Annotated in this window: 27 protein-coding genes; 10 read left to right on the forward strand and 17 right to left on the reverse strand. The window is 73.5% G+C overall.

What is annotated here, in order from left to right; genetic code table 11:
• Positions 1-19: 19 nt before the first annotated feature.
• From ACFYXU_RS01925 to ACFYXU_RS01950, 6 genes are all read right to left on the reverse strand, one after another.
• Positions 20-1,294: an HEXXH motif domain-containing protein gene (locus ACFYXU_RS01925; protein WP_389408037.1), complete on the reverse strand. Its 1,275-nt coding sequence runs from the start codon at positions 1,292-1,294 to the stop codon at positions 20-22.
• Positions 1,295-1,372: 78 nt separating this feature from the next.
• On the reverse strand, positions 1,373-1,582 hold the full coding sequence (locus ACFYXU_RS01930; protein WP_361402130.1) for a hypothetical protein: 210 nt from the start codon (positions 1,580-1,582) through the stop codon (positions 1,373-1,375).
• 90 nt (positions 1,583-1,672) lie between these two features.
• Complete coding sequence (locus ACFYXU_RS01935; protein WP_389456221.1) at positions 1,673-4,843, reverse strand: SAV_2336 N-terminal domain-related protein; 3,171 nt, start codon at positions 4,841-4,843, stop codon at positions 1,673-1,675.
• A gap of 7 nt (positions 4,844-4,850) precedes the next feature.
• Complete coding sequence (locus ACFYXU_RS01940) at positions 4,851-5,867, reverse strand: MoxR family ATPase (protein ID WP_329851630.1); 1,017 nt, start codon at positions 5,865-5,867, stop codon at positions 4,851-4,853.
• Between the two features lie 448 nt (positions 5,868-6,315).
• Entirely contained in the window at positions 6,316-8,349 is a 2,034-nt protein-coding gene (locus ACFYXU_RS01945; RefSeq protein ID WP_376510643.1) for a trypsin-like peptidase domain-containing protein, read from the reverse strand.
• The gene (locus ACFYXU_RS01950; protein WP_389456223.1) at positions 8,346-8,909 is read right to left on the reverse strand and encodes a CU044_2847 family protein; all 564 of its coding nucleotides are present in this window, start codon (positions 8,907-8,909) and stop codon (positions 8,346-8,348) included. The genes ACFYXU_RS01945 and ACFYXU_RS01950 overlap by 4 nt, the downstream gene beginning before the upstream one ends.
• A gap of 100 nt (positions 8,910-9,009) precedes the next feature.
• On the opposite strand from ACFYXU_RS01950, the gene ACFYXU_RS01955 reads away from it, so the two are divergent.
• Positions 9,010-9,195 (forward strand): DUF6104 family protein, encoded by a 186-nt coding sequence (locus ACFYXU_RS01955; RefSeq protein WP_024761804.1) that lies wholly within the window; start codon positions 9,010-9,012, stop codon positions 9,193-9,195.
• A 21-nt stretch (positions 9,196-9,216) separates the two neighbouring features.
• On the opposite strand, the gene ACFYXU_RS01960 is transcribed toward ACFYXU_RS01955, so the two are convergent.
• Entirely contained in the window at positions 9,217-10,029 is an 813-nt protein-coding gene (locus tag ACFYXU_RS01960; RefSeq protein WP_389408035.1) for a hypothetical protein, read from the reverse strand.
• Between the two features lie 150 nt (positions 10,030-10,179).
• On the opposite strand from ACFYXU_RS01960, the gene ACFYXU_RS01965 reads away from it, so the two are divergent.
• A complete protein-coding gene (locus ACFYXU_RS01965) occupies positions 10,180-11,064 on the forward strand; it encodes a DUF4097 domain-containing protein (protein ID WP_376510637.1) in 885 nt (294 codons plus the stop codon).
• A 1-nt stretch (position 11,065) separates the two neighbouring features.
• Positions 11,066-11,965, forward strand: coding sequence for a helix-turn-helix transcriptional regulator (locus tag ACFYXU_RS01970; RefSeq protein WP_389456225.1), 900 nt, complete (start codon positions 11,066-11,068; stop codon positions 11,963-11,965).
• 122 nt (positions 11,966-12,087) lie between these two features.
• Here the strand turns inward: ACFYXU_RS01970 and ACFYXU_RS01975 are convergent, their stop codons facing one another.
• The 3 genes from ACFYXU_RS01975 to ACFYXU_RS01985 all read right to left on the reverse strand — a co-directional run bounded on the left by ACFYXU_RS01975 (position 12,088) and on the right by ACFYXU_RS01985 (position 16,098).
• Complete coding sequence (locus tag ACFYXU_RS01975; protein WP_389456227.1) at positions 12,088-13,536, reverse strand: cellulase family glycosylhydrolase; 1,449 nt, start codon at positions 13,534-13,536, stop codon at positions 12,088-12,090.
• Positions 13,537-13,624: 88 nt separating this feature from the next.
• Positions 13,625-14,590: a zinc-binding dehydrogenase gene (locus ACFYXU_RS01980; RefSeq protein ID WP_361402104.1), complete on the reverse strand. Its 966-nt coding sequence runs from the start codon at positions 14,588-14,590 to the stop codon at positions 13,625-13,627.
• A gap of 296 nt (positions 14,591-14,886) precedes the next feature.
• A complete protein-coding gene (locus tag ACFYXU_RS01985) occupies positions 14,887-16,098 on the reverse strand; it encodes an NADP-dependent malic enzyme (protein WP_329851648.1) in 1,212 nt (403 codons plus the stop codon).
• Positions 16,099-16,636: 538 nt separating this feature from the next.
• Here ACFYXU_RS01985 and ACFYXU_RS01990 point away from each other — a divergent pair.
• The 3 genes from ACFYXU_RS01990 to ACFYXU_RS02000 are packed head-to-tail and all read left to right on the forward strand — an operon-like array spanning position 16,637 to position 19,345.
• A complete protein-coding gene (locus ACFYXU_RS01990) occupies positions 16,637-17,599 on the forward strand; it encodes an ABC transporter substrate-binding protein (RefSeq protein ID WP_329851650.1) in 963 nt (320 codons plus the stop codon).
• A 31-nt stretch (positions 17,600-17,630) separates the two neighbouring features.
• Positions 17,631-18,581 carry an amino acid ABC transporter permease gene (locus tag ACFYXU_RS01995; RefSeq protein ID WP_361402100.1) on the forward strand — a complete coding sequence of 317 codons (951 nt, stop codon included), beginning with the start codon at positions 17,631-17,633 and terminating at the stop codon, positions 18,579-18,581.
• Positions 18,578-19,345 carry an amino acid ABC transporter ATP-binding protein gene (locus ACFYXU_RS02000; RefSeq protein WP_329851654.1) on the forward strand — a complete coding sequence of 256 codons (768 nt, stop codon included), beginning with the start codon at positions 18,578-18,580 and terminating at the stop codon, positions 19,343-19,345. Before ACFYXU_RS01995 ends, ACFYXU_RS02000 begins: the two co-directional genes overlap by 4 nt.
• Before the next feature lie 73 nt (positions 19,346-19,418).
• Here ACFYXU_RS02000 and ACFYXU_RS02005 read toward each other — a convergent pair whose 3' ends face one another.
• Complete coding sequence (locus ACFYXU_RS02005) at positions 19,419-20,168, reverse strand: class I SAM-dependent methyltransferase (RefSeq protein ID WP_376517168.1); 750 nt, start codon at positions 20,166-20,168, stop codon at positions 19,419-19,421.
• Positions 20,169-20,274: 106 nt separating this feature from the next.
• Between ACFYXU_RS02005 and ACFYXU_RS02010 the strand changes: the two genes are divergently transcribed.
• Complete coding sequence (locus ACFYXU_RS02010) at positions 20,275-20,904, forward strand: CGNR zinc finger domain-containing protein (protein ID WP_376517165.1); 630 nt, start codon at positions 20,275-20,277, stop codon at positions 20,902-20,904.
• Here the strand turns inward: ACFYXU_RS02010 and sodX are convergent.
• A complete protein-coding gene (gene sodX / locus ACFYXU_RS02015) occupies positions 20,808-21,242 on the reverse strand; it encodes a nickel-type superoxide dismutase maturation protease (protein WP_376517162.1) in 435 nt (144 codons plus the stop codon). The two genes, ACFYXU_RS02010 and sodX, sit on opposite strands and share 97 nt — an antisense overlap.
• Before the next feature lie 162 nt (positions 21,243-21,404).
• Here sodX and sodN point away from each other — a divergent pair, with 162 nt between their 5' ends.
• Positions 21,405-21,800 carry a superoxide dismutase, Ni gene (gene sodN, locus ACFYXU_RS02020; protein ID WP_015036129.1) on the forward strand — a complete coding sequence of 132 codons (396 nt, stop codon included), beginning with the start codon at positions 21,405-21,407 and terminating at the stop codon, positions 21,798-21,800.
• A 118-nt stretch (positions 21,801-21,918) separates the two neighbouring features.
• On the opposite strand, the gene ACFYXU_RS02025 is transcribed toward sodN, so the two are convergent.
• Positions 21,919-22,845: a serine hydrolase gene (locus tag ACFYXU_RS02025; RefSeq protein WP_389456230.1), complete on the reverse strand. Its 927-nt coding sequence runs from the start codon at positions 22,843-22,845 to the stop codon at positions 21,919-21,921.
• A 208-nt stretch (positions 22,846-23,053) separates the two neighbouring features.
• On the opposite strand from ACFYXU_RS02025, the gene ACFYXU_RS02030 reads away from it, so the two are divergent.
• On the forward strand, positions 23,054-23,269 hold the full coding sequence (locus ACFYXU_RS02030) for a DUF6243 family protein (protein WP_376517158.1): 216 nt from the start codon (positions 23,054-23,056) through the stop codon (positions 23,267-23,269).
• A gap of 77 nt (positions 23,270-23,346) precedes the next feature.
• On the opposite strand, the gene ACFYXU_RS02035 is transcribed toward ACFYXU_RS02030, so the two are convergent.
• Entirely contained in the window at positions 23,347-23,817 is a 471-nt protein-coding gene (locus ACFYXU_RS02035; RefSeq protein WP_376517156.1) for a GNAT family N-acetyltransferase, read from the reverse strand.
• Positions 23,814-24,779: a LysR family transcriptional regulator gene (locus ACFYXU_RS02040; RefSeq protein WP_376517153.1), complete on the reverse strand. Its 966-nt coding sequence runs from the start codon at positions 24,777-24,779 to the stop codon at positions 23,814-23,816. The genes ACFYXU_RS02035 and ACFYXU_RS02040 overlap by 4 nt, the downstream gene beginning before the upstream one ends.
• Positions 24,780-24,965: 186 nt before the next feature.
• On the opposite strand from ACFYXU_RS02040, the gene snpA reads away from it, so the two are divergent.
• Positions 24,966-25,613 (forward strand): snapalysin, encoded by a 648-nt coding sequence (snpA, locus tag ACFYXU_RS02045; protein WP_376517151.1) that lies wholly within the window; start codon positions 24,966-24,968, stop codon positions 25,611-25,613.
• A 55-nt stretch (positions 25,614-25,668) separates the two neighbouring features.
• Here the strand turns inward: snpA and ACFYXU_RS02050 are convergent, their stop codons facing one another.
• Together ACFYXU_RS02050 and ACFYXU_RS02055 are read right to left on the reverse strand one after the other, a co-directional pair.
• The gene (locus ACFYXU_RS02050) at positions 25,669-26,088 is read right to left on the reverse strand and encodes a DUF6304 family protein (protein ID WP_389408031.1); all 420 of its coding nucleotides are present in this window, start codon (positions 26,086-26,088) and stop codon (positions 25,669-25,671) included.
• A gap of 42 nt (positions 26,089-26,130) precedes the next feature.
• Positions 26,131-26,370, reverse strand: coding sequence for a hypothetical protein (locus ACFYXU_RS02055; protein WP_329851667.1), 240 nt, complete (start codon positions 26,368-26,370; stop codon positions 26,131-26,133).
• Positions 26,371-26,394 lie beyond the last annotated feature (24 nt).

The raw sequence follows: 26,394 nt of genomic DNA on the forward strand, positions 1-26,394 counted from the left end.
ATGTGCCGTGGGCACAGTGTTACCCAGCAGCCAGGGGGGCCGTGCCGAGGCTCGCGTGGTGCAGCCTCATTTGACGCACGAACTCCCGCCCCTCCACGGTCAGTTCATCGGATTCAAGCAGGATCCGCAGGGCCGCGCCCACCTGATCGTGGATGTCGTCGAACTGTTGCCCGGCAGCGCGCCGCCAGACCGGCGGCACCCCGTCGGCACTTCCCGTGCGCCGCCACAGCTCGGCCAGGGCGAGATGCGCGTAGGCCCCGTGGAGGACACCGGCGAGCGGTCGCGGGTCCGACCGCCAGCCGACCCGGTACAGGGCGCCCCGCCCGGGGCCGTACAGGGGCACCAGTTCGTGCAGGGTGGCCAGCTTGCTGTGGTGCAGCTCGTGCACGAGCGTCTCGGCCATGCCGAGCCCGTCGGCGGGCAGCGAGGTCAGTACGGCTCCGGGGGCGGCGCTCAGCGTGGCCCCGACGTGCCGGGGGCCGCGGCGGAGGACGGGGACGACCGCGCGGACGCCGTGGGACACCTCGGCCGCCCGTCCGGGGTGCGTGCGGGCCAGCAGGTGGTGCGCGGCGCGCCAGGTGCCGGTCCACGCGGCGTGGTCGGTCTCGGCGGGGTCGGCCGCGACCACCACGGTGCCGCCCGCTCCGGACGGCACGCGGTACGGGTCGACGTCGTCCAGGCACGCGGCGCCGCCGTGCAGCGGGCGGACCGCGCGCCAGCCGGGGCCCCGGCCCACGAGCACGCCACGATGCCGGCCGGACCGGGTGAGGACGGCGGGGGCGGCGTGGCGGGCGCCGTCCGGATGGAAGCGGACGGCCGGCTCGCCGGCGGTGACCCGGACGCGCTCCGCGGCCACGCTCAGCCGTCCGACACCGGGCAGCGACAGCAGTCCGTCCGGGGTCTCCACGGTCACGTCGAGGGCGCCGCCGGCGCGCAGGGCGGCCGTGACCGCGAGGTGGTCGAGGTGGCCGAGCAGCCCGTCGAAGGCCGGTCCGGCGGGCTCGGCCAGCGCCCCGGCCAGCCAGGCCCCGGTCGTCGGGTAGTCGAGGACGTCACGGACCACGGCGGGACGGCGTCGCTCGACGCGTTCGAGCAGCTCCCAGGAGCGTTCGAACCGGTCGAGCGCGCCCGGCTCGACGGACGCCCGGTTCCGGTGGACGCGCACCAGGAGCGCCTTGAGGAGCAGCAGGCGCCGGGCGTGCAGGGCGGACCGCAGCGTCGTGAGCCCGTCCGGGGCGGGGCTGAGCCGGGCGAGGCGGGCGAAGACGGGTGCGGGCAGCGGCGGGGTGGTCACTCCCGCCTCCACGGGCTCAGGGCGCAGGGCCCGCATCTGACCGGAAACGGCTGGTCGGCGCGGCCGGTCCACCGGAGGTCAGCCGTCGATCCCGTCCCCGCCGCCCTCGACGAACCAGGAGGCGCCCAGCTCCCGCGGATCCCCGAGGACCCGCTCGACGGCGGCCACCAGGGCGGGATCGTCCATGAAGCGCAAGGTCCGGAGGTCGACACCGGTGAGGTCGGGCAGGCCCCGTGGCCGTGCGCCGCCCCGGTCGGCACCTGCGACCCGCTTCGCGTGCTCCAACACCCTCGGCTCCTCCTCACCGACCCTTGTCCCCCACGGTCGTAGCGGCGGAGCGGTTCTTCCCGACGCCTCGGAGACGGAAACCCGTTCGACTCAACTGCGCCCATGCGCGCCCCCGTTATCCAGCCGTTCCGCGTCCTGTTCGCGCCAGGCCCACCAGGGCGGCAGGATCCGGCGGCGCTCCTCCCGGGAGAGGCCGTCCGGTCGCGGGCGCGGGTCGGCGGTGACCTCGGCGAGCAGGGTCCGGGTCCGCTCCACGTCCGCCCAGTCCAGCGGCACCAGCATGCCGTCCAGGCGCCGCCACTGCTCGGCGGCCTCCCGCAGCACGGTGGCGGCGTGGCCGAGCCGGTCCATCAGGTAGAGCACCGTCCCCTGGGCGTGGAGCGCCCTCGCCAGGGTGACCGTGCCGGGGGTGTCGCCCCGGGCGGAGCGGCTGTCGTCGGCGGCGCGCCGGAAGGCGGTGAGGGCGTCGACGAGCTGCCCGTCCCGGGCCGCCTCGCTCAGCTGGAGCTGCACCCAGCCCAGCTGGAGCCAGACCTCGGCCCGGGTCGCCGCGTCGCGGGTGGTGCGGACGGCCTCGTCGAGGAGGTGGCGGCTCTCGTACAGGTCCGGCAGGAAGCCCGCGCGGTCGAAGCGGAGGGCGAGGACGCTGCCGATGAGGATCCGGGCCCGGTCGCGGGCCGCGGCTCCGGCGGGGAGGCAGGTGAGGGCCTCGCGCAGCACGGACTCGGCGCGGTCGACCGGCCGGGTCCCGGTGACGGCGGCGGCGCGGCGCAGCAGGGACTCGCCCCAGGTGAGCAGCAGGCGCCCGCGCTGTCCGCTCTCGGCGGGGGCGAGCAGGGTGGCCCGCTCGTACGCCTCGTCGGCGGCCGCGCCGTCGCCGGTGGTCTCGTACAGGCGGGCCCGCGCGGCGGTGTGACGCAGCCTCAGGGCGGGGCCGTCGCCGAGGAGCGGCTCCGCGCGGTCGAGGACGGGGGCGATCCGGTCCGGTCCCGCCGCGGCGAGGTGCAGGGCGTCGGCGAGGTCGAGCAGGGCGGCGGCGCTCTCGCCGAGCGCGAGCGAGGCGGTGAGTTCCTCGGCGGCCGCGGCGCCCTCGCCGCGCGCGAGGAGCAGCCGTCCCCGGCGCAGGTGCAGCGTGGGCCGGGACGCCGGGGGCCACCGGTCGGTGTCCTCGGCGAGGGCGGCGAGGGCGGCGTCGAGCTGCCGGGGGTCCTCGGTCTCCTGCCACAGGGCGTGGTGGACGACGGCCCGTTCGAGGCGGGCCTCGGCCCAGTGCTCGTCCCCGGTCCGGGCCTGTTCACCGGCGCGTACGAGCGTGTCGGCGGCCCGCGCGAGGAGCTCGGGTCGGCGGCCCGCGCGCCGGACGGCGCCGGTGCCGGCCTCCGCGTAGAGGATGCGGCCGAGGAGCACGCGGGCCTCGACGGGGGCGGTGGGGAGCGCCTCCTCGGCGCGCTCGCGGGCCGAGGCGAGCAGGGCGGGGTCGGACTGGACGCGTCCCTGGTCGAGGAGGCGGCGGGCCTCGGTGAGCGGGTCGGGGGTGACGAGGTCGGGGTGGTAGAAGCGGAGCACGCGCGCGGGGATGCGGGCGAACAGCTCCGCCTCGGCGTCCTCGGGTCCGGTGGGTCCGTCGGGGCCGTCGGTCACGTGCGGGAGGCCGGGGCCGTCCTCACCGTCGGCGGGGCCGTGTCCGGCGAGGCGGGCGGCGGCGAGCGCCGGGAAGTTCCGCGTGCCCTGGCCGAAGTTGCGCTCCACGTAGGCCGAGCAGTGCTTGAGCACGAGGGCGGCGGCGCCGGGATCGAGCGAGCCGAGGAGGAGGTTCTGGATGCCCGGCGGATAGCTGAAGCAGGGATACGGGGTGGGGCCGGGCAGGCGCCGCAGCAGTCCGCTGAGCAGGACCTCAGCCAGCTCCATGGGCCCGGTGTCGGGGAGCATGGCGCGCTGGACGAGCTGCATGACGGGCAGTGTCAGCGGGGCCGCCGCGAGGTGGACGGCGAGCCGGAGCGCCCCCGGGGAGGCGCCGGCCCGGAAGGCGCGCAGGAGTTCGTCGTCGCCGCGCGGGACCCGGGGCGTCCCGGCCGGGCGGGGCGCGGCGGGGTGGGGGTGGAGCCAGGCGGCCCAGCCGCGGACGGTGTTGCCGCCGTGGCCGGTGTGGAGCCGGGCCCAGGACGCGAAGGCCTCGGGGGTGGGCGTGAGCACGGGGACGGCCCGGCGGGAGGGGTCGGGATCGGCCCACGGTTCGTCGTCGGAGCGGAAGGCGGCGGGGCTCCCGGGGCTTGACGAGCGCTGGAAGGTGCCGGGCTCGGCGGGGAGCGCGGTGCGGGGCCAGAGGCGCGGCGGCAGGGGCTGGACGAGGGCCAGCGGGGAGTGGCGGGGCCACTGGCGGAGGAAGCGCTGGGCGGATCCGCGCTGCCAGAGGGGTCCCACGCAGTCGCTGACGACGAGGGTGAGGCGGCGCCCGGTGGGGTCGTGGAGCTGGTCGACGGGGCGGAGCCGGGGGCGGCCGTCGGCTCCGGAGGTGGTGGTGACGAGCGGGGGGCCCTCGCCCGTGTCGTACAGGCGGTGCACCTGGACGTCGCGGAAGGCGCCGGACTGCTGGCAGGCCTGGCGGAGCTCCTCGACCATGCGGTCCCAGACGACCATGGCGGGGCCGGTGTCCATGAGGAGCTGGATGTCGGGGCGGCGGCTCGCGGCGGGGCGCAGGACGGGCGTCAGGATGCCGGCGGCGGCGCTGCGCTCGGCGGTGGCCTCCTCGTCGAGGGTGCCCTCGTCGGGGCGCGGCGGGGCGGGCGCGTATCCCCGCAGCGGGCGCAGGGCCTTCTGGAGGCCGAGGAGTCCGGGCAGGGCGTTCGCGCCGGGCGCGCGGACGGGCAGAGCCGCGCCCCGTCCCGTGCCTCCGCCCGCTCCGCCGCGCGTCCGGGCCACCGTGGTCCCGGCGCGCATGTGGAGCGCGACGGACTCGTGGCCTCCGGTGCGTGCGGCCGTGCGCGGGGGTGCCTCCTCGCGATTGGCCGGATCTCGTCCCTCGCCGGCGGCCGGGGCGGTCTCGGTGCCGCCGTCGGCGGCGCCCCCGCTCGTGCCGGGTCTCCCGCCGTCGTCGCCCCCGCCGTGCGCGCGGGGCGGCGGCTCCGGATCGGGAGTCTCCGGTTCCGGCAGCCACTGGGACAGCCAGAGCGCGTCCGCGACCGCCTCGGCGGACGGGTCCGCCCCGCCCGCCCGCAGTCTGCGGGTCAGCTCCTCCAGAGGCATCCGGCGCGTCCGGTGCATCCGGTCATCACCTCGGCTGATCGAGCGGCTGCATGAGCATGTCCGCGATGCGTTCCCGGGTCACCCGCTCGGCGCGGGAGGCGTGCTGGGTGAGGTAGAGCGCGTTGAGCAGCTGGTCGGTGGCGATGACCTCGCCCGGCTCGCGGTTCAGGAAGCGCTGGACGAGGCCCTGCTCGCCGTCGCCCTCGACGGCCTCGGTCCCGAGGTGGGCCTCGATCATCGCGCCGATCTGCTCCTCGCCGGGCGGTTCCAGCTCCAGGCGGATGCAGCGGCGCAACAGGGCGGCGGGGAAGTCCCGCTCCCCGTTGGAGGTCAGCACGATGAAGGGGAAGGTGGAGCAGCGGATTCGGCCGCCGTACACGGGCACCTTGCGGCCGTCGTCGCTGAGCACCTCGACGACGGGCTCCCGGTCGGCGAGCCGCTCCAGCTCGGGGATGGCGAACTCGCCCTCCTCCAGGGCGTTCAGGAGGTCGTTGGGCAGGTCGAGGTCGCTCTTGTCGAGCTCGTCGATGAGCAGGACGCGGGGCTGCTCGGAGGGCAGCAGCGCGGTGCCCAGCGGGCCGAGCCGGATGTACGAGCCGATGCCGCCCGGGGCCGCGGCGGCGGAGCCGGAGGCGCCGGCCTGGGCCCGCTCCAGCTGGACGTCCTGGAGGCGGCCGATGGCGTCGTAGCGGTAGAGGCCGTCCTGGAGGGTGGAGCGGCTGACGATCGGCCAGCGCAGCACGCGGCCGAGGCGCAGCTCGTGGGCGACCGCGTGCGCGAGGGTCGACTTGCCCGTGCCCGGGTTGCCGGTGACCAGGAGCGGGCGCCGCAGGTACAGGGCGGCGTTGACGGCGTCGGTCTCGGCGGGCCGGGGGTGGTGGTTCTGGACGAGCCGGCGCTTGACGCCGAGCCGCCGGTCGGAGCCGGCCAGCGTGTCGTCGGCGCCGCCCGTCGAGAAGTCGCGCCAGGGAGGTGGCGCGGGCAGGCGCTGTATCTCGTCGTGCGGATGCCCGGCCCCGCGGTAGATCCGCCAATCGTTCACGATGAACTCCTCCTGGCTGTGGTGTGCCGGCCGGGCCCTCCGCAACGTACTGCCCACGACAGCCCCTGCCGACCCCCAAATCGGTCGTCCCCGAAGGGACCGCCCACGCCGGGGCGGGCGGGACGAACGCGGGTGCGTGGAGGGGGTGTACGGGCCGGCGCGCCCGTACGGTCCGGCGGCGGTGTCGGTGTCGGTGCGGCGAGCGCGGGGTGACCGGCGGGGAGGGGCGCGGGACCCGGGCCGCGTACGAGCGAGACCTCCGGACCCGACGGCGGCCGCACCCGTGCCCCGCGCGGGCAGTGACCGGGAACGTACGCCGGCCGTAAGCGTGTCGCGGGCGCCGGGCGGACCGGACTCCGTGTCCCGGCTGCCGGGCGGACCGGGCTCCGAGGCCCGGCCGCTGGGAGGCGCGGACTCCGGGGCCCGCTCGCGGCGGCCCCGGCGGTCGTCACGGGTCCTCCTCGCCGAGCAGCGGCGGGGCCTCCAGCCGGGCGCCGTGCGGCGGGCGGTCGGGCGGGTCGTACAGGACGGCGATGGTCCCGGCCCAGGCGAGGTCGGCCCGCTCCGGCGCCAGGGTGCGCAGCGAGCGGACGGGCTTGCCGAGGCCCTGGGCGGTGAGCGCGTCCGTGAGCAGCCGGTCGGCCTGCTCGTGGAAGTCCGCGCAGTCGCTGTGGTCGTGCGCGCCGGTCCGCCAGAGGGCCAGCGGATGACCGGCGGTCAGGGCCGCGTTCATCGCCATGAGCCCGTCACCGCCGCCGACGGGACCGCAGAAGACGGGCACGGTGCCGCCCTCGGCCTCCCGGAGCCGGTCGTACGTCTCCGCCCAGGTCTCCCGCCGCACGCGCGCGGTGTGGGCGTCCGGGCCCGCGCCGGGCACCTCGGCGCGCAGCGGGACCGCGCGCAGGGGACCCCGTTCCCCGGCCTCCCAGCGCTCGCGCCACTCGGGCGACGGCTCCTTGTCGTGGCGCCGGGCGTCCCTGATGACCACGATGCGGCGCTGTCCGAGGGTGATGGCTCCCCAGGCCTCGTCGGGGCCCTGCGGAAGTTCGAGGCGCCAGGTGTCGAGCGGCTCGTCGAAGAGCTCGCGCGGCAGCACCGCCTCGACGGCGGCCAGGTGCGGCCCGTTGTCGCCGAGCCGGAGCGCCTCGGCGAGCGGCCCGCGCAGGGTCTGCTGGAGCTGGGCCCGCTCGACGCCGCTGTCGTCGCCGGAGAGCGGGGTGACCATGTGGCCGTCGCGGAGCAGCTTCACGCGCCAGGGGTAGCGCCGCCCCCAGCGCGGCGTGTCGATCTCCAGGAGCACGTCCGCGCGCGCCCGGTGGTCGCGGACGGCGACGGGCGCCGCCGCACGGCCCGGGCCGATCAGGTCGTCGATCTCACGGCGGAGGAAGGGGCCCGCGTCGGCGGCCCGGTCGATGAGCCAGCCCCGGAAGGCGGCCGCCTCGCCCAGCCCGCCGGGGCGTCCGTCGACCCGCCGGACGACATGGGCCGCGTACAGGAGGACGGCGTCGAGACCGGGGTCACCCGGGTCGCTGCGGTCGGGCGCCCGCAGTCCGTACAGCAGGGCCGCTCCCTCGCTCCAGGTGCGCGGGTCGTCCTCGAACGCGTCCGGGGTCGTGGTGTTCCGGATCCAGGCCTTGACCCGGTCGACGACGTCCATGATCTCGCCGGGGTTGATCGGCGGGGGCAGCGCGGCGAGCTGTCCCCGCAGGCGGGTGCGCAGCTTCGGGCTGAGCGGGTGCGGGCCGCCGAGCCGCTCCTGCGCGCGCGTCCAGTCGGATCCGTCGTCCAGCGACCGATGGTAGTGGTCGAGGTGATGGCGGTCGTGGTCGCGCAGGGCCTCGGCCCAGAACTCGCCCCCGGGCACGTCGTGCAGGCGGCGCAGGACGGTGAGGGGGACGAGCGCGCCCTGGTCGGACCAGCGTCCCTTGTTGAAGCCGATGACGGCGCCCGTGGCGTCGTCGACGACGGGGCCGCCGGAGCAGCCCTCGACGGGCAGCACCCCGTCCGTCACGAGGGCGCGGGCGTCCACACCGCTCAGCCTGCCGTGGACCTGCCGGATGCCCAGCTCTCCGGTCTCCCGGGACCAGCCGTGCAGGCCGATCCTGGTCGTGCGGTCGGGCGGCAGTTCGGCGAGGAGGACGCAGGAGGCCCTGCGCGTGCCGGGCACGCGCACGAGGGCGACGTCGGGGAAGCCCCAGGGCTCGGGGCGCTCGTCGGGGTCCTCGGGGCGGGGCAGGGCGAGCACCACGGTGCCGATGGACCGGCGGGTGGTCCGGCCCTCCTGCCAGGTGATGCCGACGGCGGGCTCTTTCCTCCACACCTCGCCACCCCCCTCGGCCACGACATGGGCGCACGTCAGGACCCAGCCGGGGGCGATGAAGAAGCCGGTGCCCCAGAACCGGTCCCCGTCCAGGTCATACCCGCCGTCGGGAGCGCCGATGCGCACGAGAGCGGGGCGTACGAGAGCGTCGAAGGCGCTCATGCGATCTCATCGGCCGCCGGGCGCGCGCTGGGTACCGGGGGTGCGGGCGGCAGGGGCGGCGCGACGGGCGGCGGCGGGCCCGGCGCCGGGGGGACGGAGGCGGCGTCGTTCCCCCGACCGTCCGTGACACCAGCCGCGGCCGGGCCGGAGCCCTCCGTCGCGTCCGGTGCGGCCTCCGGGCCCGCGACGGCCGTCGGACCCGCGGCACCCGTCGAGCCCGCGACGGCCGTCGGGCCCGGTTCGGTCCAGGTCAGGGAGACGTTCACGGAGGCCTTGCCGGCGCCGTCCGCCAGGACGCCGATCACCTTGCCGGACTGCGCGGACAGTTCGATGCCGAAGCTGACGGCGACCTCCACCGGCCCCTGCGGGTCGAGGCCCGCGCGCAGGGAGCCGACGACCCCGCGCACCACGTCCGTGAGCCCGCCGGCCATCGAGACCACCCGGTCCCTGACTCCGGTGTCCTGGAAGCCGCCGCCCCGGCCGAGCTCCTCCGCGTCGCTGACCCGGGCCCAGACGGGCGTGCCGTCGTCCAGTCGAATCCGCGCGATCCCGTGTGCCACAGCGGCCCCCGCTCCCCGAAGCGATGTTGGATCCAGAAGGCTAATCGGTGGGGCTGACGGGCGACAGGGGACGTGAGGGGGCACGGCCTATCCTGATCGCATGTACTTCACCGACCGTGGCATCGAGGAACTGGAGAAGCGGCGCGGCGAGGAGGAGGTCACCTTCGAGTGGCTCGCCGAGCAGCTGCGGACGTTCGTCGATCTCAACCCCGACTTCGAGGTGCCCGTCGAGCGCCTCGCGACCTGGCTGGCCCGTCTGGACGACGACGAGGACGACGACGAGTAGGAGACCGGTCCGGCTGCGGGGTCACCGCTCCCGCAGCCGGTCGTAGGCGAGCCCGAGCGCGCCGTGCGCGACGAGCAGCGCCCCGGCCGCCGTCCAGCCGCCGCTGCGCCGGCCCGCGCCCCAGACCAGCAGCGGCAGCCCCGCGAGAAGCTGCGCCCCGTTCAGCACGCGCGCCCGGGGGCCGCGCAGGTAGGGCCCGAGGGGGCCGTCCTCCACCACGTCCAGCTCCGCGCGCACGGCGTCCCGCCAGCCCGCCCATTCGAGCTCTTCCGCGCCTTGGGCGCGGGCGACGGAGCGCAGCCGGTCCGCGCTCTCGCCCGGCACGATCCCGGTGGGCAGCGCGAGTCCGGCGCGCGCGAGGACCGCGACGACGCCGACGAGCCGGCCGTGGGAGTCGGTGTCCGGGTCGGACACGGTGAGCGGTTCGAGGGCCTGAAGGTCCAGGACGGGATCGAGGGCGAGCCGGGCGGCGAAGGTGCGCATGGCCTCGTCCTCGCCGACGGGGGTGCCGTCCGCGAGCCAGGTGTAGCCGACCGTGCGGCGGAAGCCCGCGGCGAGCGTGAGTCCGGCCCGGTCGCGGTCCCACCAGAGCGCGACGACGGGCCAGGAGGCGGAGACGGCCAGGGCGGTGGCCCAGCCGGTGACGACCTGTTCGACGGGCTCGCCGCCGTGCAGCCAGGGCTTCCCTTCGGGTACGAGCACGCTCCACTCGGTGCCGGCGGGGGCGAGGAGCAGTTGCTCCCGGAGGAGTTGGGCCGGCGGCCGGACCGCCGGGGGCTCGGCGCGGCAGAGCAGGAGGGCTCCGGCGGGGTGCGGCCCGGGTGTCGCGTTCATGGGCCCTACGCTAGGGCAATTTCTCCCGATATGAGGGCTCTTACCCCGTCCCTGTCAGGGAAGAGTCAGGGTTGACTTCGCAAGGCCGCGATATATCGTGTCTTTCGAGAGACGCGATATGTTGCGTTGCCGATACGGGAGGTCAGCACCATGACAGAGTGGTCCGTCACCGAGCCGACGAAGCTGGCTCCGGCCGACCCCGTGACGCTGTTGCAGGTCCGCATCGTCAACGGCACGGTGAACGTGGTGGGGACGGACGAGAGTTCCGCCCGCGTGGAGATCTCCGAGATCGAGGGTCCGCCGCTGATCGTGACGCAGGACGGCTCCACGCTGACCGTGACCTACGAGGACCTGCACTGGAAGAGCATCCTCAAGTGGTTCGAGCGCAAGGAGTACCGGCGCCGGGCCGTCGTGTCGGTGGCCGTCCCGGCGGGCGTCGACGTCGAGGTGGGAGTGGTCGGCGCCGAGGCGGTCGTCACGGGGATCAGAGGGCGTACGGCGGTGCGCGGCGTCACGGGCGACACCACCCTCCTGGGGCTGTCCGGGCCGGTCCGGGCCGAGACCGTCTCGGGGAGCCTGGAGGCCCAGTCGGTCACCGGCGCACTGCGGATCAACTCCGTGACCGGCGACGTCACGGTGATCGAGGGCGCCGGCTCCTCCGTGAAGGCCGACACGGTCAGCGGTGACATGGTCATCGACCTCGACCCCGCCCGGCTCGACGGACCGCCGTCCGACATCCGGCTCACCAGCGTCTCCGGCCAGGTCGCCATCCGGCTCCCGCACCCGGCCGACGCGCGGGTCGAGGCGAGCACGACGAGCGGCGCCGTGTCGAACGCCTTCGAGGACCTGCGGGTGGGCGGCCAGTGGGGCGCCAAGTCCATCACCGGCACGCTCGGTTCGGGCCGGGGCACCCTCAAGGCGACCACCGTCTCCGGTTCGATCGCACTGCTCCGCCGACCGGAGCCCGAGGAGGACACCGCCTCCCCGTCCGCCGCCTCCCCGTCCGCTCCCTCCGCGACCGGAAAGGTGCTCTGACATGCCGCCCGTCTTCGCCCACGGACGCCTCCGCCTCTACCTCCTGAAGCTGCTGGACGAGGCCCCCCGCCACGGATACGAGGTGATCCGGCTCCTGGAGGAGCGCTTCCAGGGGCTGTACGCCCCCTCGGCGGGCACGGTCTACCCGCGGCTCGCCAAGCTGGAGGCCGAGGGCCTGGTCACCCACGCCAGCGAGGGGGGCCGCAAGGTCTACTCGATCACCGACGCCGGCCGGGCCGAGCTGGCGGGGCGCGGCGCCGAACTGGACGACCTGGAGCGGGAGATCCGCGAGTCGGTCTCGGAGCTGGCGGCGGAGATCCGCGAGGACGTGCGCGGTGCGGCCGGCCGGGTGCGCAGCGAGATGCGCGCGGCGGCGGGACAGAGCCGCACGGCGGAAGCCCCCTCGTTCGCCGAGGCGAAGGAGGAGATGCGCCGCTTCAAGCAGGAGTGGAAGCAGCAGGCCCGTGAGGCCCGCGAGGAGGCCCGGTCGGCGCGACGCCAGGCGAAGGAGTTCCAGCGGATCGCCCAGCAGGTGCAGGACGAGGTCCAGGACCGGTTCTCGCGGGGCGACTGGCCCAAGGGGGTCTGGGAGGGAATCTCGGGCATCACGGCCCAGCTCGGCGACCTGGTGACGGGCACGACCCACCCCGGGGCCACCGCGCCGCGACCGCCGTTCACGAAGGCGCCGGCGGACGAGGTGCCGGAGTGGGCGCGGGACACGGCGGGCACGGGCGACCCGGCCCGCGACCTCGACCGGCTCCTGGACCGCTTCCGCGACGAGATCCGCGACGCGGCCCGCGACCACGGGGTGACCGAGGACCAGCTGAAGGAGACCCGCCACCACCTGTCGACGGCGGCCCTGAGCATCAGATCCCTCCTGAACCCGGAACGACAGCCCTGACGGAGCGGGGGGGGAGAGACGGGCCTCCCTCGCCCCCCCTGGCGGGGGAGAGAGACGGGTCTCCCTCGCCCCCCCCCTGGCGCCGTCCCGCCCCGCGGCACGGCGGTGGCGGTGGCGGTGCGTCAGTCCCGGGTGGCGGTGACGGTGATGCGGGCGTTCGGGACGGCCAGGATCCAGGCGCGGCCGCGGTCCTTGCGGAGGACCAGCGCACCGCCCCGGGCGGTCACCCGCCAGTCGCCGGGCGGCAGGGAGAGCTCGGTGACGCGGGAGCCCCGCCGGCCGACCGCGTCGTACGAGAGGCGGTAGAGCCCGGCCGACGGGTCGTACGAGGCGGAGCGGACCGTGCCGGCGACGGCCTCGGCGTACGGCTCGGCGGTCAGCTCCTTGTTCGCCCGGAAGGCTCCGGTGCCGTCCACGGCGCAGTAGCCGCCCCCGTAGCACCACTCCCAGCCGGTCCAGCCGGAGCTGTAGCGGCCGAGGGAGGCCATGGCCTCGCGGTAGAAGCGGTTCATGTTCGGAAGGGAGTTGTTGAGCGGGCCCCACTCCCCCACGACGACCGGCACCTTGTACTGCCTGGGGTACCGGGTGACGGCGGCCTCGTAGTTCTCGATCCAGCGGGCCGAGGGGTCGTAGTCGCCGCCCGCCTCCATGGTGCCGTTGTAGAAGTGCGGCGCGTAGACCACCTTCGGGTCGTCGATCCTGCCCAGCCCGGTGGGCACCCCCTCCCCCACGATCGGGGTCGGCTCGACGAAGATCCACCCGTCCTTGTCGACCGCGCGGATCTGGTCCGCGATCCGGTTGTGCATCGGGGTGATCTGGTCCCGCTCGATGCGCCGGGCGGCGGTCGCCAGGTCCTCGCCCTCGCGCAGTTCGCCCATCGGCTCGTTGATCGGGTCGTAACCGAGGACGGCCGGGTGGTCCTCGAAGCGGGCGGCGAGCACCCGCCACATGCGGGCCTGGGCGCGTCGCAGGTCCTCGTCCTCGTAGAGGTGGGTGAAGGCACGCTGGACGGCCGGCTCGAAGTACTCGGAGAACCAGTCGTCGGGGTGCGGGGTGAAGGGCAGGCCGTCGGTCCTGGTGGCCCAGGCGGGCACACCCCGGGAGCCGAAGGCGGGCCCGAAGACGTCCTGGTGGGCGTCGAGGACGACCTGGACGTCGTACTTCTCGGCCCAGTCCAGGATCCGTTCGATCTTGCGCAGGTACGCCTGGCTGTACTGGCCGGGCCGGGGTTCCAGGTCGTCCCAGAAGACCAGGAGGCGGGCCGTGTTGTAGCCCTTGGCCCGCATGTCCCGGAGGTGTTTCTCGGTGATGGCGGAGAGGGCGGCGTCTCCGCGGTGCGACTTGTCGGCGAGGTTCCAGCCCCGGAGGGTGAGGACCCGGCCCCGGGAGTCGGTGAGGGGCGGTATCCCGTCGGCGCCCTTCCCCGTACGGCCGATGTCCCCGACCCGGGCCGAGGGCTGCGCGCGGGCGGCGGGCTCGGCCGGGGTGACCGCCGGGGCGGGGGCCGTCGCGGCCGTCGGGGCGAGCAGCGAGGCGACGACGGCGGTCGTCGCGAGGGTGGTGCGCAACATGGAGGCCTCCGGCACGGCAAAGTGAGAGATGTTCACGTTTCGCGTGCCGGAGATCCCATCAGGTCAGGCGACCTGTATCAAGGGGGCGTCACGAGGTCGTCAGGACGATCTTCCCGAAGAGCTCGCCGGAGGCCATCTTCTCGAAGCCCTCGCGGGCCCGGTCCAGCGGCAGGACCTCGTCGATCACCGGCCGCAGGCCCGTCGCCGCGCAGAACGACAGCAGGTCCTCCAGCTCGTCCTTGGAGCCCATCGTCGAGCCGACGACCTTCAGCTCCAGGAAGAAGATCCGGGTCAGCTCGGCGTGCGAGGGGCGGTCGCCGCTCGTGGCGCCCGAGATGACGAGCGTGCCGCCGGGCCGCAGCGACTTGACCGAGTGGGACCAGGTGGCGGCGCCGACGGTCTCGATGACCGCGTCCACCCGCGCGGGGAGCCGCGCACCCGGCTCGTACGCCTCGACGGCGCCGAGCTCGACGGCCCGCTTGCGCTTGGCCTCGTCGCGGCTGGTGGCGAAGACCCGGAGGCCGGCCGCCTTGCCGAGGGCGATCGCCGCGGTGGCGACGCCGCCGCCCGCGCCCTGCACGAGCACGGAGTCGCCGGGCCGCACACCGGCGTTGGTGAAGAGCATGCGGTACGCGGTCAGCCAGGCGGTGGGGAGGCAGGCGGCCTCCTCGAAGGACAGCTCCTTCGGCTTGGGCAGCACGTTCCAGCGGGGGACGGTCACCCGCTCGGCGAAGGTGCCCTGGTAGCGCTCGGTGAGGATGGAGCGGGGCTCGTCCGGGCCCACACCGTGACCCGTCTGGCCGATGACGGAGTGCAGGACGACCTCGTTGCCGTCCTCGTCGATGCCCGCGGCGTCGCAGCCGAGGATCATCGGCAGCTTCTCCTCGGGCAGACCGACCCCCCGCAACGACCACAGGTCGTGGTGGTTGAGCGAGGCGGCCTTGACGGTGACGGTGGTCCAGCCGGGACGCGCCTCGGGCTCGGGGCGTTCGCCCAGTTCGAGGCCGTTCAGGGGCTGGTCGCGGTCGATTCGGGCGGCGTAGGCAGCGAACATGGCCCCGACCCTAGGGGCCCGCGGGCGGCCGGGGGAACCACGCCCCGGTGTGACCCGTGTCGCCTGGACAGCGGGCCCCGGAAGCACTCCGCGCCACCGCCCGCTCCCGAGCGCCGAAGGACCCCGTCCCGGCGTCCGGAACAGCGCCACCCGAGCGCCGAAGGGCCCAGCCCCGGCCTCCGGAACAGCGCCACCCGATCACCCGAAGGCCCCCGCTCCCGAAACGACGCCACCCGAACGCCGAAGGGCCCCGTCCCGGTGTCCGGAACGGGGCCCTTCGGCGTGCCTGGTGCGCGTCAGCGGCGCGCGACGCCCTCGGCGCGGGCGGTGGCGGCGACCGCGGCCGCGACGGCCGGGGCGACCCGCTCGTCGAACGGCGACGGGATCACGTAGTCGGCGGCGAGCTGGTCGCCGACGACGTCCGCGATGGCGTTGGCCGCGGCGATCTTCATGCCCTCGGTGATCCGGGAGGCCCGGACCTGGAGCGCGCCGGCGAAGATGCCGGGGAACGCGAGGACGTTGTTGATCTGGTTCGGGTAGTCCGAACGGCCGGTCGCCACGACGGCCGCGTACTTGTGCGCGACGTCGGGGTGGACCTCGGGGTTCGGGTTGGCCATGGCGAACACGAAGGCGTTCGGGGCCATGGAGGCGACGGCCTCCTCGGGGACCGTACCGCCGGAGACGCCGATGAAGACGTCGGCGCCGGCCAGCGCGCTCTCCAGGGTGCCGCTGAGGCCCGCCTTGTTGGTGAGCTCGGCGAGCTCGCGCTTGACGTCCGTGAGGTCGTCGCGGTCGCGGCTGACGATGCCCTTGCGGTCGGCGACGGCGACGTCGCCGAGACCGGCCTCCAGGAGGAACTTGGCGATGGCCACACCGGCCGCGCCGGCGCCGGAGATGACACCGCGCAGCTCACCGAGGCTCCGGCCGCTCAGCGTCGCCGCGTTGCGCAGGGCCGCGAGGGTGACGATGGCGGTGCCGTGCTGGTCGTCGTGGAAGACCGGGATGTCGAGGCGCTCCTGGAGCTTGCGCTCGATCTCGAAGCACCGCGGCGCCGAGATGTCCTCCAGGTTCACGCCGCCGAAGGACGGGGCGAGCCGGACGACGGTCTCGACGATCTCGTCGGTGTCGGTGGTGGCGAGGGCGATCGGGACCGCGTCCACGCCGCCGAACTGCTTGAAGAGGATGGCCTTCCCCTCCATGACCGGGAGCGAGGCCTCCGGGCCGATGTCGCCGAGCCCGAGCACCGCGGTGCCGTCGGTCACGACCGCGACGACCTGGGACTTCCAGGTGTAGTCGTTGACCAGCTCGGGCTTCTCGGCGATCGCGGTGCACACCTTGGCGACGCCGGGCGTGTACGCGAGGGACAGGTCGTCCTTGTTACGGACGGGGACGGTGGCCTGCACGGCCATCTTGCCGCCCCGGTGAAGGGCGAAGACAGGATCGAAGGGCTCCTCGGGAGCTCCTTCCGTACCGCTGTCATTGCGAGGATTGACGATCTCCGCTGCCATTGGGTTGACCCCTTAAGTCTGCTGCAATTGAGGGTTGGCCGCTCCTGGTGTGGAGCGGTGGGCGGGTCCCGCGGCCGCCGTGTCTGGCAGCCGCGCGGGCGCGCCGCACAACGCGCCCTGAGCCCCGGATGAGGGGTGTAAGGATCCTTCTTACCGGACGGACGGCACCGCAGACGAGTCCATATCCGCTCGGTGACGCGACTCATACCGAGCGCATCCGGACACGGACGGAGAGCGACACGTCACCCGATGTCCCGATAGATGCATTCCCCACCCGATTGGCGGCCTTCCATTCGTCCGAATGCCGAGATGAACCGCAGATTTTTCGGCTACGGGGAATGGATTCCGCAGAAGATCCGGCCTTGATGTACCGGCCTGTCGGGATTTCGGGGTCACCCGTTACCCGATTTTGACATCCGTGGCCGTCGGTTTGTGGCAGTCCGAATGGCAAGATGCCGTAATCACACGAGGTCGCGACACTCGAAGATGCGTACGCGACCCACCTGGCAGCTCCCTCACACGCCGGAGGAACCCGACCATGACCGCACGCTCCACGCGCTGTACGACCGCCAAGACCCGCACCTCCCGTCTTGCCGCGGTCGCCGCCATCGCGGTCGCCGGCTCGATGCTGCTGACCGCCTGCGGCGACCAGACCGAGAGCGCGAACACCCCGAGCGACTCCGGCTCCGCCTCCGCCGGCAAGGCCCCGCTCTTCTCGAAGCTCCCCGCCGACATCCAGAAGGCGGGTGTCATCAAGGTCGGCACGGACGCCTCGTACGCCCCGATGGAGTTCACCGAGGGCGGCAAGATCGTCGGTGTGGACCCGGACCTCGGCGCGGCCCTGAGCAAGCAGCTCGGCGTCCGGCTGGAGTTCGTGTCGGGCACCTTCGACGGCCTGATCACCTCGATCTACACCGGCCGCCAGCAGCTCATCATGTCCTCGATGACGGACAACAAGAAGCGCCAGGAGGGCCTGGACGACAACGGGAAGAAGATCGGCAAGGGCATCGACTTCGTCGACTACTTCAGCTCCGGCGTCTCCCTGCTGGTCAAGAAGGGCAACCCGCAGAAGGTCAACTCCCTCGACGACCTCTGCGGCAAGACCGTCGCCGTCCAGCGCGGCACCATCTACGAGGACACCTTCAAGGCGCAGGCCACGAAGTGCGGTGACAAGAAGCTGACCATCCAGGCCTTCGACACCGACGCCGAGGCCCAGACCCGTGTGAAGGCCGGCGGCGCGGTCGCCGACCTGAACGACTACCCGGTCGCCGCGTACATCGCGAAGACCTCGGGCGGCGGCAACGACTTCGAGGTCGTCGGCAGCCAGAGCGACGTCGGCCTCTTCGGCATCGGCGTCTCGAAGGAGAACACCCAGCTGCGCGACGCCGTCAAGGAGGCGCTCGACGCCATCATCAAGGACGGCTCCTACGCGGAGGTCCTGAAGAAGTGGGACGTCGAGGACAGCGCGGTCAAGTCGGCCACGGTCAACGCCGGCAAGTGACCTCTCCTCGTACCACTGAAGGGCAGTCGTCATGACTGACAAGATCAGCAAGGAACCGGCCGCCGCTCCGGCCGGTCCCTCCCCCTCGGGCGTCCCGTACGAGGCGATCAAGGCCATCCCCGTGCGGCACTACGGCCGCTGGGTCAGTGCCGTGGTGGTCGTCGCGCTCCTCGGGTGGCTCGTCTACGCCTTCTCCCAGGGCAACGTCCTCTGGGACACGGTGTGGGACAAGGTGTTCGACCCGTCCGTGATCAGCGGCATGTGGAACACCATCATCATCAGCGTCTCCGCGATGGCGCTGGGCCTCGTCCTCGGCATCCTCTTCGCCGTGATGCGGCTCTCCAAGAACCCGGTGACCGGTGCGGTCGCCTGGCTCTACATCTGGTTCTTCCGCGGCACCCCGGTCTACGTCCAGCTGCTCGTCTGGTTCAACCTGTCGCTGATCTTCCAGTACATCGACCTCGGTCCGATCTACAAGAACGAGACCGTGGACGTCATGACGCCGTTCATGGTGGCCCTGCTCGGCCTCGGCCTGAACGAGGGCGCCTACATGGCGGAGATCGTCCGCGCCGGCATCCAGTCGGTCGACGAGGGCCAGACCGAGGCGGCGCACGCGCTGGGCATGTCCCAGACGAAGACCATGGGCCGCATCGTGCTCCCGCAGGCCATGCGGGTGATCGTGCCCCCGACGGGCAACGAGTTCATCAACATGCTGAAGACCTCGTCACTGGTCTCGGCCGTGCAGTACACCGAACTCCTGAGGGCCTCGTCGAACATCGGCAACACGGCCGGCGCCGTGATGGAGATGCTGTTCGTCGCCTCCATCTGGTACCTGGCCCTGACCAGCGTGTTCAGCGTCGGCCAGTACTACCTGGAGCGCCGCTTCTCGCGCGGTTCGACCCGCAACCTGCCGCCCACCCCCTTCCAGCGGGTGAAGACGAACCTCACCACCTTCAAGCGCTCCCCGGAGGCATCGGCATGACCGGTCAGCCCATGGTCAAGGCCGAAGGCGTCCACAAGTCCTACGGCGCGGCCCACATCCTCCGCGGCATCGACCTGGAGGTGCAGAACGGCGAGGTCTTCTGCCTCGTCGGCCCCTCCGGCTCCGGCAAGTCGACCTTCCTGCGGTGCATCAACCACCTGGAGCGCATCGACGGCGGCAGGCTCTCCGTCGACGGCCAGCTGGTCGGGTACCGGCAGAAGGGCGACAAGCTCTACGAGCTGAAGGACAGCGAGGTCGCGGTCCAGCGCCGTGACATCGGCATGGTCTTCCAGCGGTTCAACCTGTTCCCCCACATGACGGCCCTGGGCAACGTGATGGAGGCGCCCCTCCAGGTGAAGGGCGAGTCCAAGGCGGTGGCCCGCGAGCGGGCCGAGCGCCTGCTCGACCGGGTCGGCCTGCGGGACAAGATGGGGAACTACCCCTCGCAGCTCTCCGGCGGCCAGCAGCAGCGCGTGGCGATCGCCCGCGCGCTGGCGATGGAGCCGAAGCTGATGCTCTTCGACGAGCCGACCTCGGCGCTCGACCCGGAGCTCGTGGGCGACGTCCTCGACGTCATGCGGGACCTGGCCGAGTCGGGCATGACGATGATCGTCGTCACGCACGAGATGGGCTTCGCCCGTGAGGTCGGCGACTCGCTGGTCTTCATGGACGGCGGCGTGGTGGTCGAGTCGGGCAACCCGCGCGACGTCCTGGGCAACCCGCAGCACGACCGGACGAAGGCGTTCCTCTCGAAGGTGCTGTAGGGCGCGCGGTGCCGTGAGGCAGGCGGAAGGGGGCGGTACGGGAGACCCGTACCGCCCCCTTCCGGCGTCCCGGCTACTTCACGGCCAGCAGGAGGGTGTCCGAGGGCGACGCCCAGACCGGCCGCGCCTCGCCGAACCCGGCGGCGCGCAGGGTGTCGGCGTGCCAGCGGGGGGAGGGCATGTCGCCGTCGGCGTGCTCGCCGTAGATCTCGAAGCGGCGGGCGGTGGGCTCGGCGAGCACCGGGTCCGCGCCGGCGACGGCCCACCACGCGGCCCAGTCGAGGGCGCCGGCGTCCTTGGCCCGGTCCATGACGGCGTGGCGGTGGGCGCGCTCGGCGGCGTTGATCCGGGGGGTGGTCTCGTCGATCATGTGGTCGGCGTTCATGAAGACCCCGCCGTCCCGGACGAGGCCGGCGAGCTGCCCGTACAGGGCCGTCAGGGGCTCGCTGTGCAGCCAGTGCAGGGCGGTGGCGGTGAGGACGGCGTCGTACGTGTCGTACGGCAGGTCCGCGACCCACGCGGGGTCCTTGAGGTCGGCGGTGACGAAGGTGACGCGCTCGTCGCCCGCGAAGGACCCCTCGGCGATGGCGAGGAGCGCCGGGTCGAGGTCGACGCCGGTGCTGGTCGCGCCGGGGAACCGACGGAGCAGCCGGCTCGTGATACTCCCCGTACCGCAGGCGAGGTCGAGGACGCGGGGCTCGGGCCCCACCAGCGCCTCGACCATGTCGAGCATCACCCGGAACCGCTCCTCGCGGTCCGGCATGTACCACTCCTGCTGACGGTCCCAGCTCTGCTGCCAGCCCGCCCAGTCGGTCTTGGTCATGGTCGTTCCTCCCCGCGTCAGCCCTACCATTCGTAATACCCTCGAAGGGGCAACAGCCGTTACCCCCTCGGACCGAGACACTAGCCCGCCGACGTAAGGACTACAAGTGGAACTGGCCCATTACTCGGACTTTGCCGTACGTCTGGTCAACACCGAGGAGCCGGCCCGCGGCAAGGACACCCTGACCTCCGTCGAGGTGCTGCGGGAGCTCTTCGGCCCCGCCGCCCAGATGGCCCGCCGGGTCACGGAGGCCGACCTGCCGCGCTTCCGCACGGTGCGCGCGCGGCTGCGCGCGGTCTTCGCGGCGGCCGACGAGGGGGACCACACGGGGGCGGTGGACCTGCTGAACTCACTCCTCCTGGAGTTCCCCGTGAGCCCGCAGATCTCCGGGCACGACACCCTCGACGAGGAGGGCCGGCCCCGCTGGCACATGCACCTCGCCGATCACTCCTCGAACGCGACCACGGGCTACGCCGCGATCTCGGCGATGGGCCTCGCCTTCCACCTCACGGGGTTCGGCGCGGACCGCCTCGGCCTCTGCCAGGCGCCGCCCTGCCGCAACGCCTACCTGGACACCTCCACCAACCGCTCCCGCCGCTACTGCTCGGACCGCTGCGCGACGCGGGCCAACGTGGCCGCCTACCGGGCCCGCAAGCGCCTGGAGGCCGAGCGGTCGGACCCCACGGGCCGCACCGAGGACAGCAGCCAGGAGAGCACCACCCCGGCCGACCGCTGACGTCCCGGCGTCACCGGCCGGTACCGCGCCCGCACCCGCCCGAGGACCAGCTCGGGCGGCACGGCGCCGAAGACCCGGCTGTCCCCCTCGGCGTCCGGGTTGTCACCGAGCACCCACCAGCCGCCGTCCCGTCGCTCGATCAGCCGCTTGACGATGAGCAGATCCTGCTGGAGCGGATGGCGCAGCACGGCCACGCACCCCGGCCGCAGCCGCGCCCCGTACTGGACGAACAACTGGTCGCCGTGGAGCAGCGTGGGCACCATGGACACCCCCGTCACCTCGGCGATCCCGAACGGGGCACCGGCCTCCCCCACCCGCTCCCGCCCGGAGCCTGCCATCCGGTACCTCCCGATCCATTCCCGCGTGGAGTCGTCCACTCGTACACGAGTCCCATGGTGACCCTGGACTTTTGACCTAAGCCCCAGGGGGCGCCCGCGAAATCGCCCTTCTCACCGAGTAATGTCCCACCTGAGAAGACGATCACGAGGAAGGACGGCCCAATGCTCTCCCGCCTGTTTGCCCCCAAGGTGAAGGTCAGCGCCCACTGCGACCTCCCGTGCGGCGTGTACGACCCTGCCCAGGCCCGTATCGAGGCCGAGTCCGTCAAGGCCGTCCAGGAGAAGTACCTGGCCAACGAGGACGCGCACTTCCGCGCCCGCGCCACGGTCATCAAGGAGCAGCGCGCGGAGCTCGCCAAGCACCACGTCTCGGTGCTCTGGAGCGACTACTTCAAGGCTCCGCACTTCGAGAAGTACCCCGAGCTCAACCAGCTGGTCAACGACACCCTGAAGGCCCTCTCGGCCGCCAAGGCGTCGACCGACCCGAAGACGGGCGAGAAGGCGCTGGAGCTCATCGCCGAGATCGACCGCATCTTCTGGGAGACCAAGAAGGCCTGACGCCGGTCGAGCCGTCCGGCCGGGGTCCCCGACCGTCCGGTCGCGAAAGAACGCACCCGGTCCGCGGGACGCCGAGTTCGGCGTTCCCCGCGGGCCGGGTGCGTTCTTGTCTCTCGTGTCAGCCGCGGGGCACCGCGACGAAGGCCTCCTGGGGCCTGACGGGCGGCGTGAAGCGGGCCGCGCGGGCCGTCGTCAGGGAGGTCAGGTCCTTGTGGATGGCCCTGGCGACCGCCTGGATCGTGTTCACGCCGTAGTTCATGCTGCTGTTGCCGTCGGTGAGGACGGTCATGGTGTAGTCGTGGCCGCCGCCCTTGAACGTGCCGACGCTGTGCACCCGCCAGCCGCGCGTGGCGCGCTGCAACCAGCCGTTCTTGACCTGGATCGAGACGGTGGAGGGCGCGCCGGCCGGGGTCCCCCACTTCTGCGCGCTGACGACGCGGCCCATGAGCTTGGTGATGTAGGCGCGGGAGTTGTCGGTCAGGACGGAGTTCCTGCCGGTGATCAGCGAGAGCAGCTTCTGCTCGTCGGTGACGTTGATCTGGGTGAGCCCCCAGTAGCCGCCGGATCCGGGCACCGTCCGCGTCATGCCGGCGGCGGCCAGGAAGCCCTTCACCTTGCTGACGCCGAGCTGGTTCCACAGGGTCGAGGTGGACGCGTTGTCGGACTTGGTGATCATGGCGGTGGCGAGGGTCGTCTCGCGCGAGGTCAGGTACCGGTGGGACTTCTGCGCGTCCCACAGGAGCGCGGCGAGGACGGTCACCTTCACGACGCTGGCCGAGTCGTACGAGGTGGTGGCGCGCAGGGTGCAGGTGGTGTTCGTGGTGCGGTCGTGCAGGCCGACGGCGACCGTGCCGCCGCGCCCGGCGAGGGCGGCGGTGATGTCCTTCTGGAGCTTGGCGGCGAGCCCGCTCTGGCCCGAGGTGCAGCTGACGCGCGGAGCGGTGGCGGCGGAGGCGGGCGCCGCGGCCGCGGCCACGGGCACGAGCGCCCCCGCGGCGATCACGGCGGAGAGCACGCGGGCGCGCCGGGATATGTGGTGAGTCATGTGGGTCCCCCTGGAAACGAAACGAGCACGCCTACGGCGCACTCCTTCTCCAGGACGCCCGAGGCGTGCGTATGGTTGTACGAATCCAGCGGATCCTGTGGAACCGGGGGCTCGGGCCCCCGTCACGGAGACGAGGCCGGCTCCGTCGGCCGGCTCCGGGCGTTCGCCGACGGCCGTGGATCAGTCCACCTCATGACCGGGAGAGCCCGTGACCGACAGCAAGAACATCAACAACCCCGTGGGCCAGGGCGGCGGCCAGCGCAAGCGGCTGTCCCGCGCCGAACGGCAGAACAACGGTCCGCACCGCAACCTCGACCGCCAGAACGCGGCGGACAAGAAGGCGGAGCTGGTGCGCAAGATGCGGGAGAAGACCGGCGCGGCCGAGAGCGCCGAGGGGACGGGCACCGAGCCCTCCCAGGGCTGACGGACGACGGGCCCGCCGGCCCCAGGGGTACGCGTGCCTCCCGGGCCGGCGGTGAGCCCGGCCGCCGGGCCGTCTCGCTACCCCTCGGTCGGCAGGCGGTAGCGGCGCTTCTCCTTCGAGGTGGCGCCCAGCCGGTCGTAGAAGCGGATCGCGCCCTCGTTCCACACGGGGGTCTGCCACTGGATCTCCGGGAGGCCCAGCGTCCTGGCCTCCGCGCGGAGCGCCTCCATCAGGAGCGGGCCGAGGCCGTGCCCCCGGGAGGCCTCCGCGAGGTAGAGGCAGTCCATGTGGAGGTACTCCGCGCCGTCCCAGGTGGAGAGCTCCGGGGCGCAGGTGGCGTAGCCCGCGAGGGTGCCGTCGGGGAGCACGGCGACGAAGCAGCGCAGGCGCGGCCGCGCGGAGCCGAAGAGGAGGCCGGCCAGGCGGTCGGCGAGTCCGGGGGCCGGGGGCGCGGCCTTCTCGTACGCGGCGTGCTCGGCGATGAGCTCGACGACGCGGGGCAGGTCCTCGGGGTGTGCGTGTCTGACCACGGCCGCGCGTTCGTTCATGCGGTCATCATGCACGGTTCCGCCGGGAGCGTGCCCGCGCCCTGGCGGCCCAGCCACTCGCGGTACGGGGCGGACCGCGTCGCCACTTCCCGGTAGGCCGAGGCGAGTTCGGCGTAGAGCACGTCCAGCGGCGCGTCGGGGCGCGCGTACAGCAGCAGCCGCACACCCAGCGGGTCGCCGAGCAGCGGCCTGATGGCCATGTCCTCGCGCGGGAGCGAGGTGGGCTGGCAGGGTGCGACGGCCTCGCCGAGCACGATGAGCGAGGCGGCCGTGTGGTAGTCGCCGTGCAGGAGCGGCGGGTCGATGCCGGCGGCGGCGAGGACCCGCCGCAGGCCGTCCCACTCGCCGTCGACGGTCGGGTCGACCATCCAGTGGTCGCGGGCGAGGTCGGCGAGGTCCACGACGGGGCGGGCGGCGGCCGGGTGGTCGTGGGCCAGGGAGACGAACTGGGGTTCGCGGTCGACCAGGACCCGGCCGGTGAGGCCCTCGGGGACCCGCAGCGGGCAGCCCTCCACCTCGTGCACGAAGGCCACGTCGAGCTGCCCGGTGGCGACGGTGCGCAGCAGGGCGTTGGCGGAGACGTCCACCCGGAGGCCGACGTCCGTGCCGGGCAGCCGCTGCCGGAGCCGCCGCAGCCAGCCCGGGAGGGCCCGGCTCGCGGTGGAGCCCACGCGGAGTCCGGGCCCGTCGGCGCGGGAGGCGGCGGCCCGGGTCTCGGTGACGAGCGCGGCCATGTCGGCGACCAGCGGGCGGGCCCGGCTGAGCAGGGAGCGGCCGAGCGGGGTGGGGCGGCAGCCGGTGGGGCCCCGGGAGAAGAGCTCGGCGCCGAGGGAGTTCTCGATCCGGCGCAGCTGGGTGGTCAACGAGGGCTGGCTCATGCCCAGTTGGCGGGCGGCCTTGTGCAGGCTTCCCGTGTCCGCGATGGCGCAGAGCGCGCGCAGATGTCTCACCTCCAGCTCCATGCCCCGAGGGTAGGACGGCTCCCGGAGTCGCACCAGACGCCCGGAACCTCTCAATCACCTTGCATTCCAAGGGAGTTGTGAAGGATTGGGGTCGGGTGATGCGGTGGGGCTATCGGCGGTTGACATCATCCCGGCGCGGGCCGGCTCCCCCGAGACTCTCTCCTACCCCAACAGGAGGAGCCCCCCATGCGTCACCCCAAGGTCCTCACCTCCGTGCTGACCGCCGCCCTCGGCCTCGGTCTCGCCGCCTCCGTCGGCACGGCACCGGCGGCGGCGGTCCCCACGGCCCCCCACGCCGGCAACGCGGCCGTCGCGTACGCCGGTTCGGCCGAGGAGGCCAAGGCCAACCAGGCCTTCTTCGACGCCGTCGTGAAGTCGGTGGCGAAGAAGCGGGCCGCCGCCCCGGGCGCGGCCGCCGTCACCGTCGTCTACAGCGCGGCGAACGCCCCGAGCTTCCGCAGCCAGATCTCGCGCTCCGCGCAGATATGGAACAGCTCGGTGGCGAACGTCCGGCTCGTCGAGGGCGGCAACCCGGACTTCGCGTACTACGAGGGCAACGACTCCCGCGGCTCGTACGCCAGCACCGACGGCCACGGCAGCGGCTACATCTTCCTCGACTACCGGCAGAACCAGCAGTACAACTCGACCCGGGTGACCGCCCACGAGACCGGGCACGTCCTCGGGCTGCCGGACCACTACAGCGGCCCGTGCAGCGAGTTGATGTCGGGCGGCGGTCCCGGCACGTCCTGCCAGAACACCCAGCCGAACGCGCAGGAGCGCTCCCGCGTCGACCAGCTGTGGCGCAACGGCCTGGCGTCCGCCTTCAAGAACTGACGTCCGGCCACGCACGACGGCGGCGCCCCCTCCCCGGGGCGCCGCCGTCCCCGTCTCAGGCGGCCTGGAGGAGCCTGCGGCCGAAGTCGGCGCCGGGCGGCAGCTGGCGCCGCACCCGCTCCAGGGCCCCCTCGAAGTCGCCTCCGGCGACGCAGGCCTCGAAGGCCGCACCGCCGTAGTGCAGCGTCAGGCTGAGGTCGGCGCGCTCGCCGAGCGTCAGCAGGCAGGCCAGCGTGGCCTGTTGGGCGGCGCCGTCCACGACGACGGGGAGCGGCAGGTCCCACTCCAGGACGCAGTTCGTGAGGGCCCGGCCGCCCTCATCGGCGGCGGCGAGGCCGGCGAAGCCCTCGCCGGTGTACTCGACGCCCCTGATCCGGGTGGCGACGTGCCGCCCGTCGGCCGTGATGACGATGGCTTCCGCGCCGGTGCGGTCCCGGTACCAGCCGGTCCAGACTTCTGTCGACTCCGATGACATGCGCGGACTGTAGCGGTATGACCGGCTCCCCCGCGCGTCCGGTCACCCGGCGGCCGGACTTCTCCCGATCTCGCCGTTCTTGCCGGTCACGTGCGGTGTGACGGCTTCCGCCCCCTCGTGGAGCGCGCAGTCGGGATTGCCGCAGGGCCGCACCTCCCACTCCGGCACCCAGGCCCCGAGGACCTTGTGCCGGGTGGCCAGCGTGCCGAGCGGTCCGCCGCAGGCCGGGCAGTGACGCTCGGCCAGGGGGTCCCGGGTCGTGCGGGGCACCTCGTCACCCATGCCTCCAGGGTAGGTCGCCCCGCG

The sequence above is a fragment of the Streptomyces sp. NPDC002232 genome (genome assembly GCF_042890295.1).
GTDB lineage: Bacteria > Actinomycetota > Actinomycetes > Streptomycetales > Streptomycetaceae > Streptomyces.

Coding starts and splice junctions, on each gene's coding strand:
- ACFYXU_RS01985 (WP_329851648.1), bottom strand. CDS start 16,098: ATGGCAGCGGAGATCGTCAATCCTCGCAATGACAGCGGTACGGAAGGA.
- ACFYXU_RS02055 (WP_329851667.1), bottom strand. CDS start 26,370: ATGGGTGACGAGGTGCCCCGCACGACCCGGGACCCCCTGGCCGAGCGT.
- ACFYXU_RS02000 (WP_329851654.1), top strand. CDS start 18,578: ATGACCGGTCAGCCCATGGTCAAGGCCGAAGGCGTCCACAAGTCCTAC.
- ACFYXU_RS01960 (WP_389408035.1), bottom strand. CDS start 10,029: ATGAACGCGACACCCGGGCCGCACCCCGCCGGAGCCCTCCTGCTCTGC.
- ACFYXU_RS01945 (WP_376510643.1), bottom strand. CDS start 8,349: ATGAGCGCCTTCGACGCTCTCGTACGCCCCGCTCTCGTGCGCATCGGC.
- ACFYXU_RS02005 (WP_376517168.1), bottom strand. CDS start 20,168: ATGACCAAGACCGACTGGGCGGGCTGGCAGCAGAGCTGGGACCGTCAG.
- ACFYXU_RS01970 (WP_389456225.1), top strand. CDS start 11,066: ATGCCGCCCGTCTTCGCCCACGGACGCCTCCGCCTCTACCTCCTGAAG.
- ACFYXU_RS01955 (WP_024761804.1), top strand. CDS start 9,010: ATGTACTTCACCGACCGTGGCATCGAGGAACTGGAGAAGCGGCGCGGC.
- ACFYXU_RS01965 (WP_376510637.1), top strand. CDS start 10,180: ATGACAGAGTGGTCCGTCACCGAGCCGACGAAGCTGGCTCCGGCCGAC.
- ACFYXU_RS01995 (WP_361402100.1), top strand. CDS start 17,631: ATGACTGACAAGATCAGCAAGGAACCGGCCGCCGCTCCGGCCGGTCCC.
- ACFYXU_RS01980 (WP_361402104.1), bottom strand. CDS start 14,590: ATGTTCGCTGCCTACGCCGCCCGAATCGACCGCGACCAGCCCCTGAAC.
- ACFYXU_RS02025 (WP_389456230.1), bottom strand. CDS start 22,845: ATGACTCACCACATATCCCGGCGCGCCCGCGTGCTCTCCGCCGTGATC.
- ACFYXU_RS02040 (WP_376517153.1), bottom strand. CDS start 24,779: ATGGAGCTGGAGGTGAGACATCTGCGCGCGCTCTGCGCCATCGCGGAC.
- ACFYXU_RS02050 (WP_389408031.1), bottom strand. CDS start 26,088: ATGTCATCGGAGTCGACAGAAGTCTGGACCGGCTGGTACCGGGACCGC.
- ACFYXU_RS01990 (WP_329851650.1), top strand. CDS start 16,637: ATGACCGCACGCTCCACGCGCTGTACGACCGCCAAGACCCGCACCTCC.
- ACFYXU_RS01975 (WP_389456227.1), bottom strand. CDS start 13,536: ATGTTGCGCACCACCCTCGCGACGACCGCCGTCGTCGCCTCGCTGCTC.
- sodX (WP_376517162.1), bottom strand. CDS start 21,242: ATGGCAGGCTCCGGGCGGGAGCGGGTGGGGGAGGCCGGTGCCCCGTTC.
- snpA (WP_376517151.1), top strand. CDS start 24,966: ATGCGTCACCCCAAGGTCCTCACCTCCGTGCTGACCGCCGCCCTCGGC.
- sodN (WP_015036129.1), top strand. CDS start 21,405: ATGCTCTCCCGCCTGTTTGCCCCCAAGGTGAAGGTCAGCGCCCACTGC.
- ACFYXU_RS01935 (WP_389456221.1), bottom strand. CDS start 4,843: ATGCACCGGACGCGCCGGATGCCTCTGGAGGAGCTGACCCGCAGACTG.
- ACFYXU_RS02035 (WP_376517156.1), bottom strand. CDS start 23,817: ATGAACGAACGCGCGGCCGTGGTCAGACACGCACACCCCGAGGACCTG.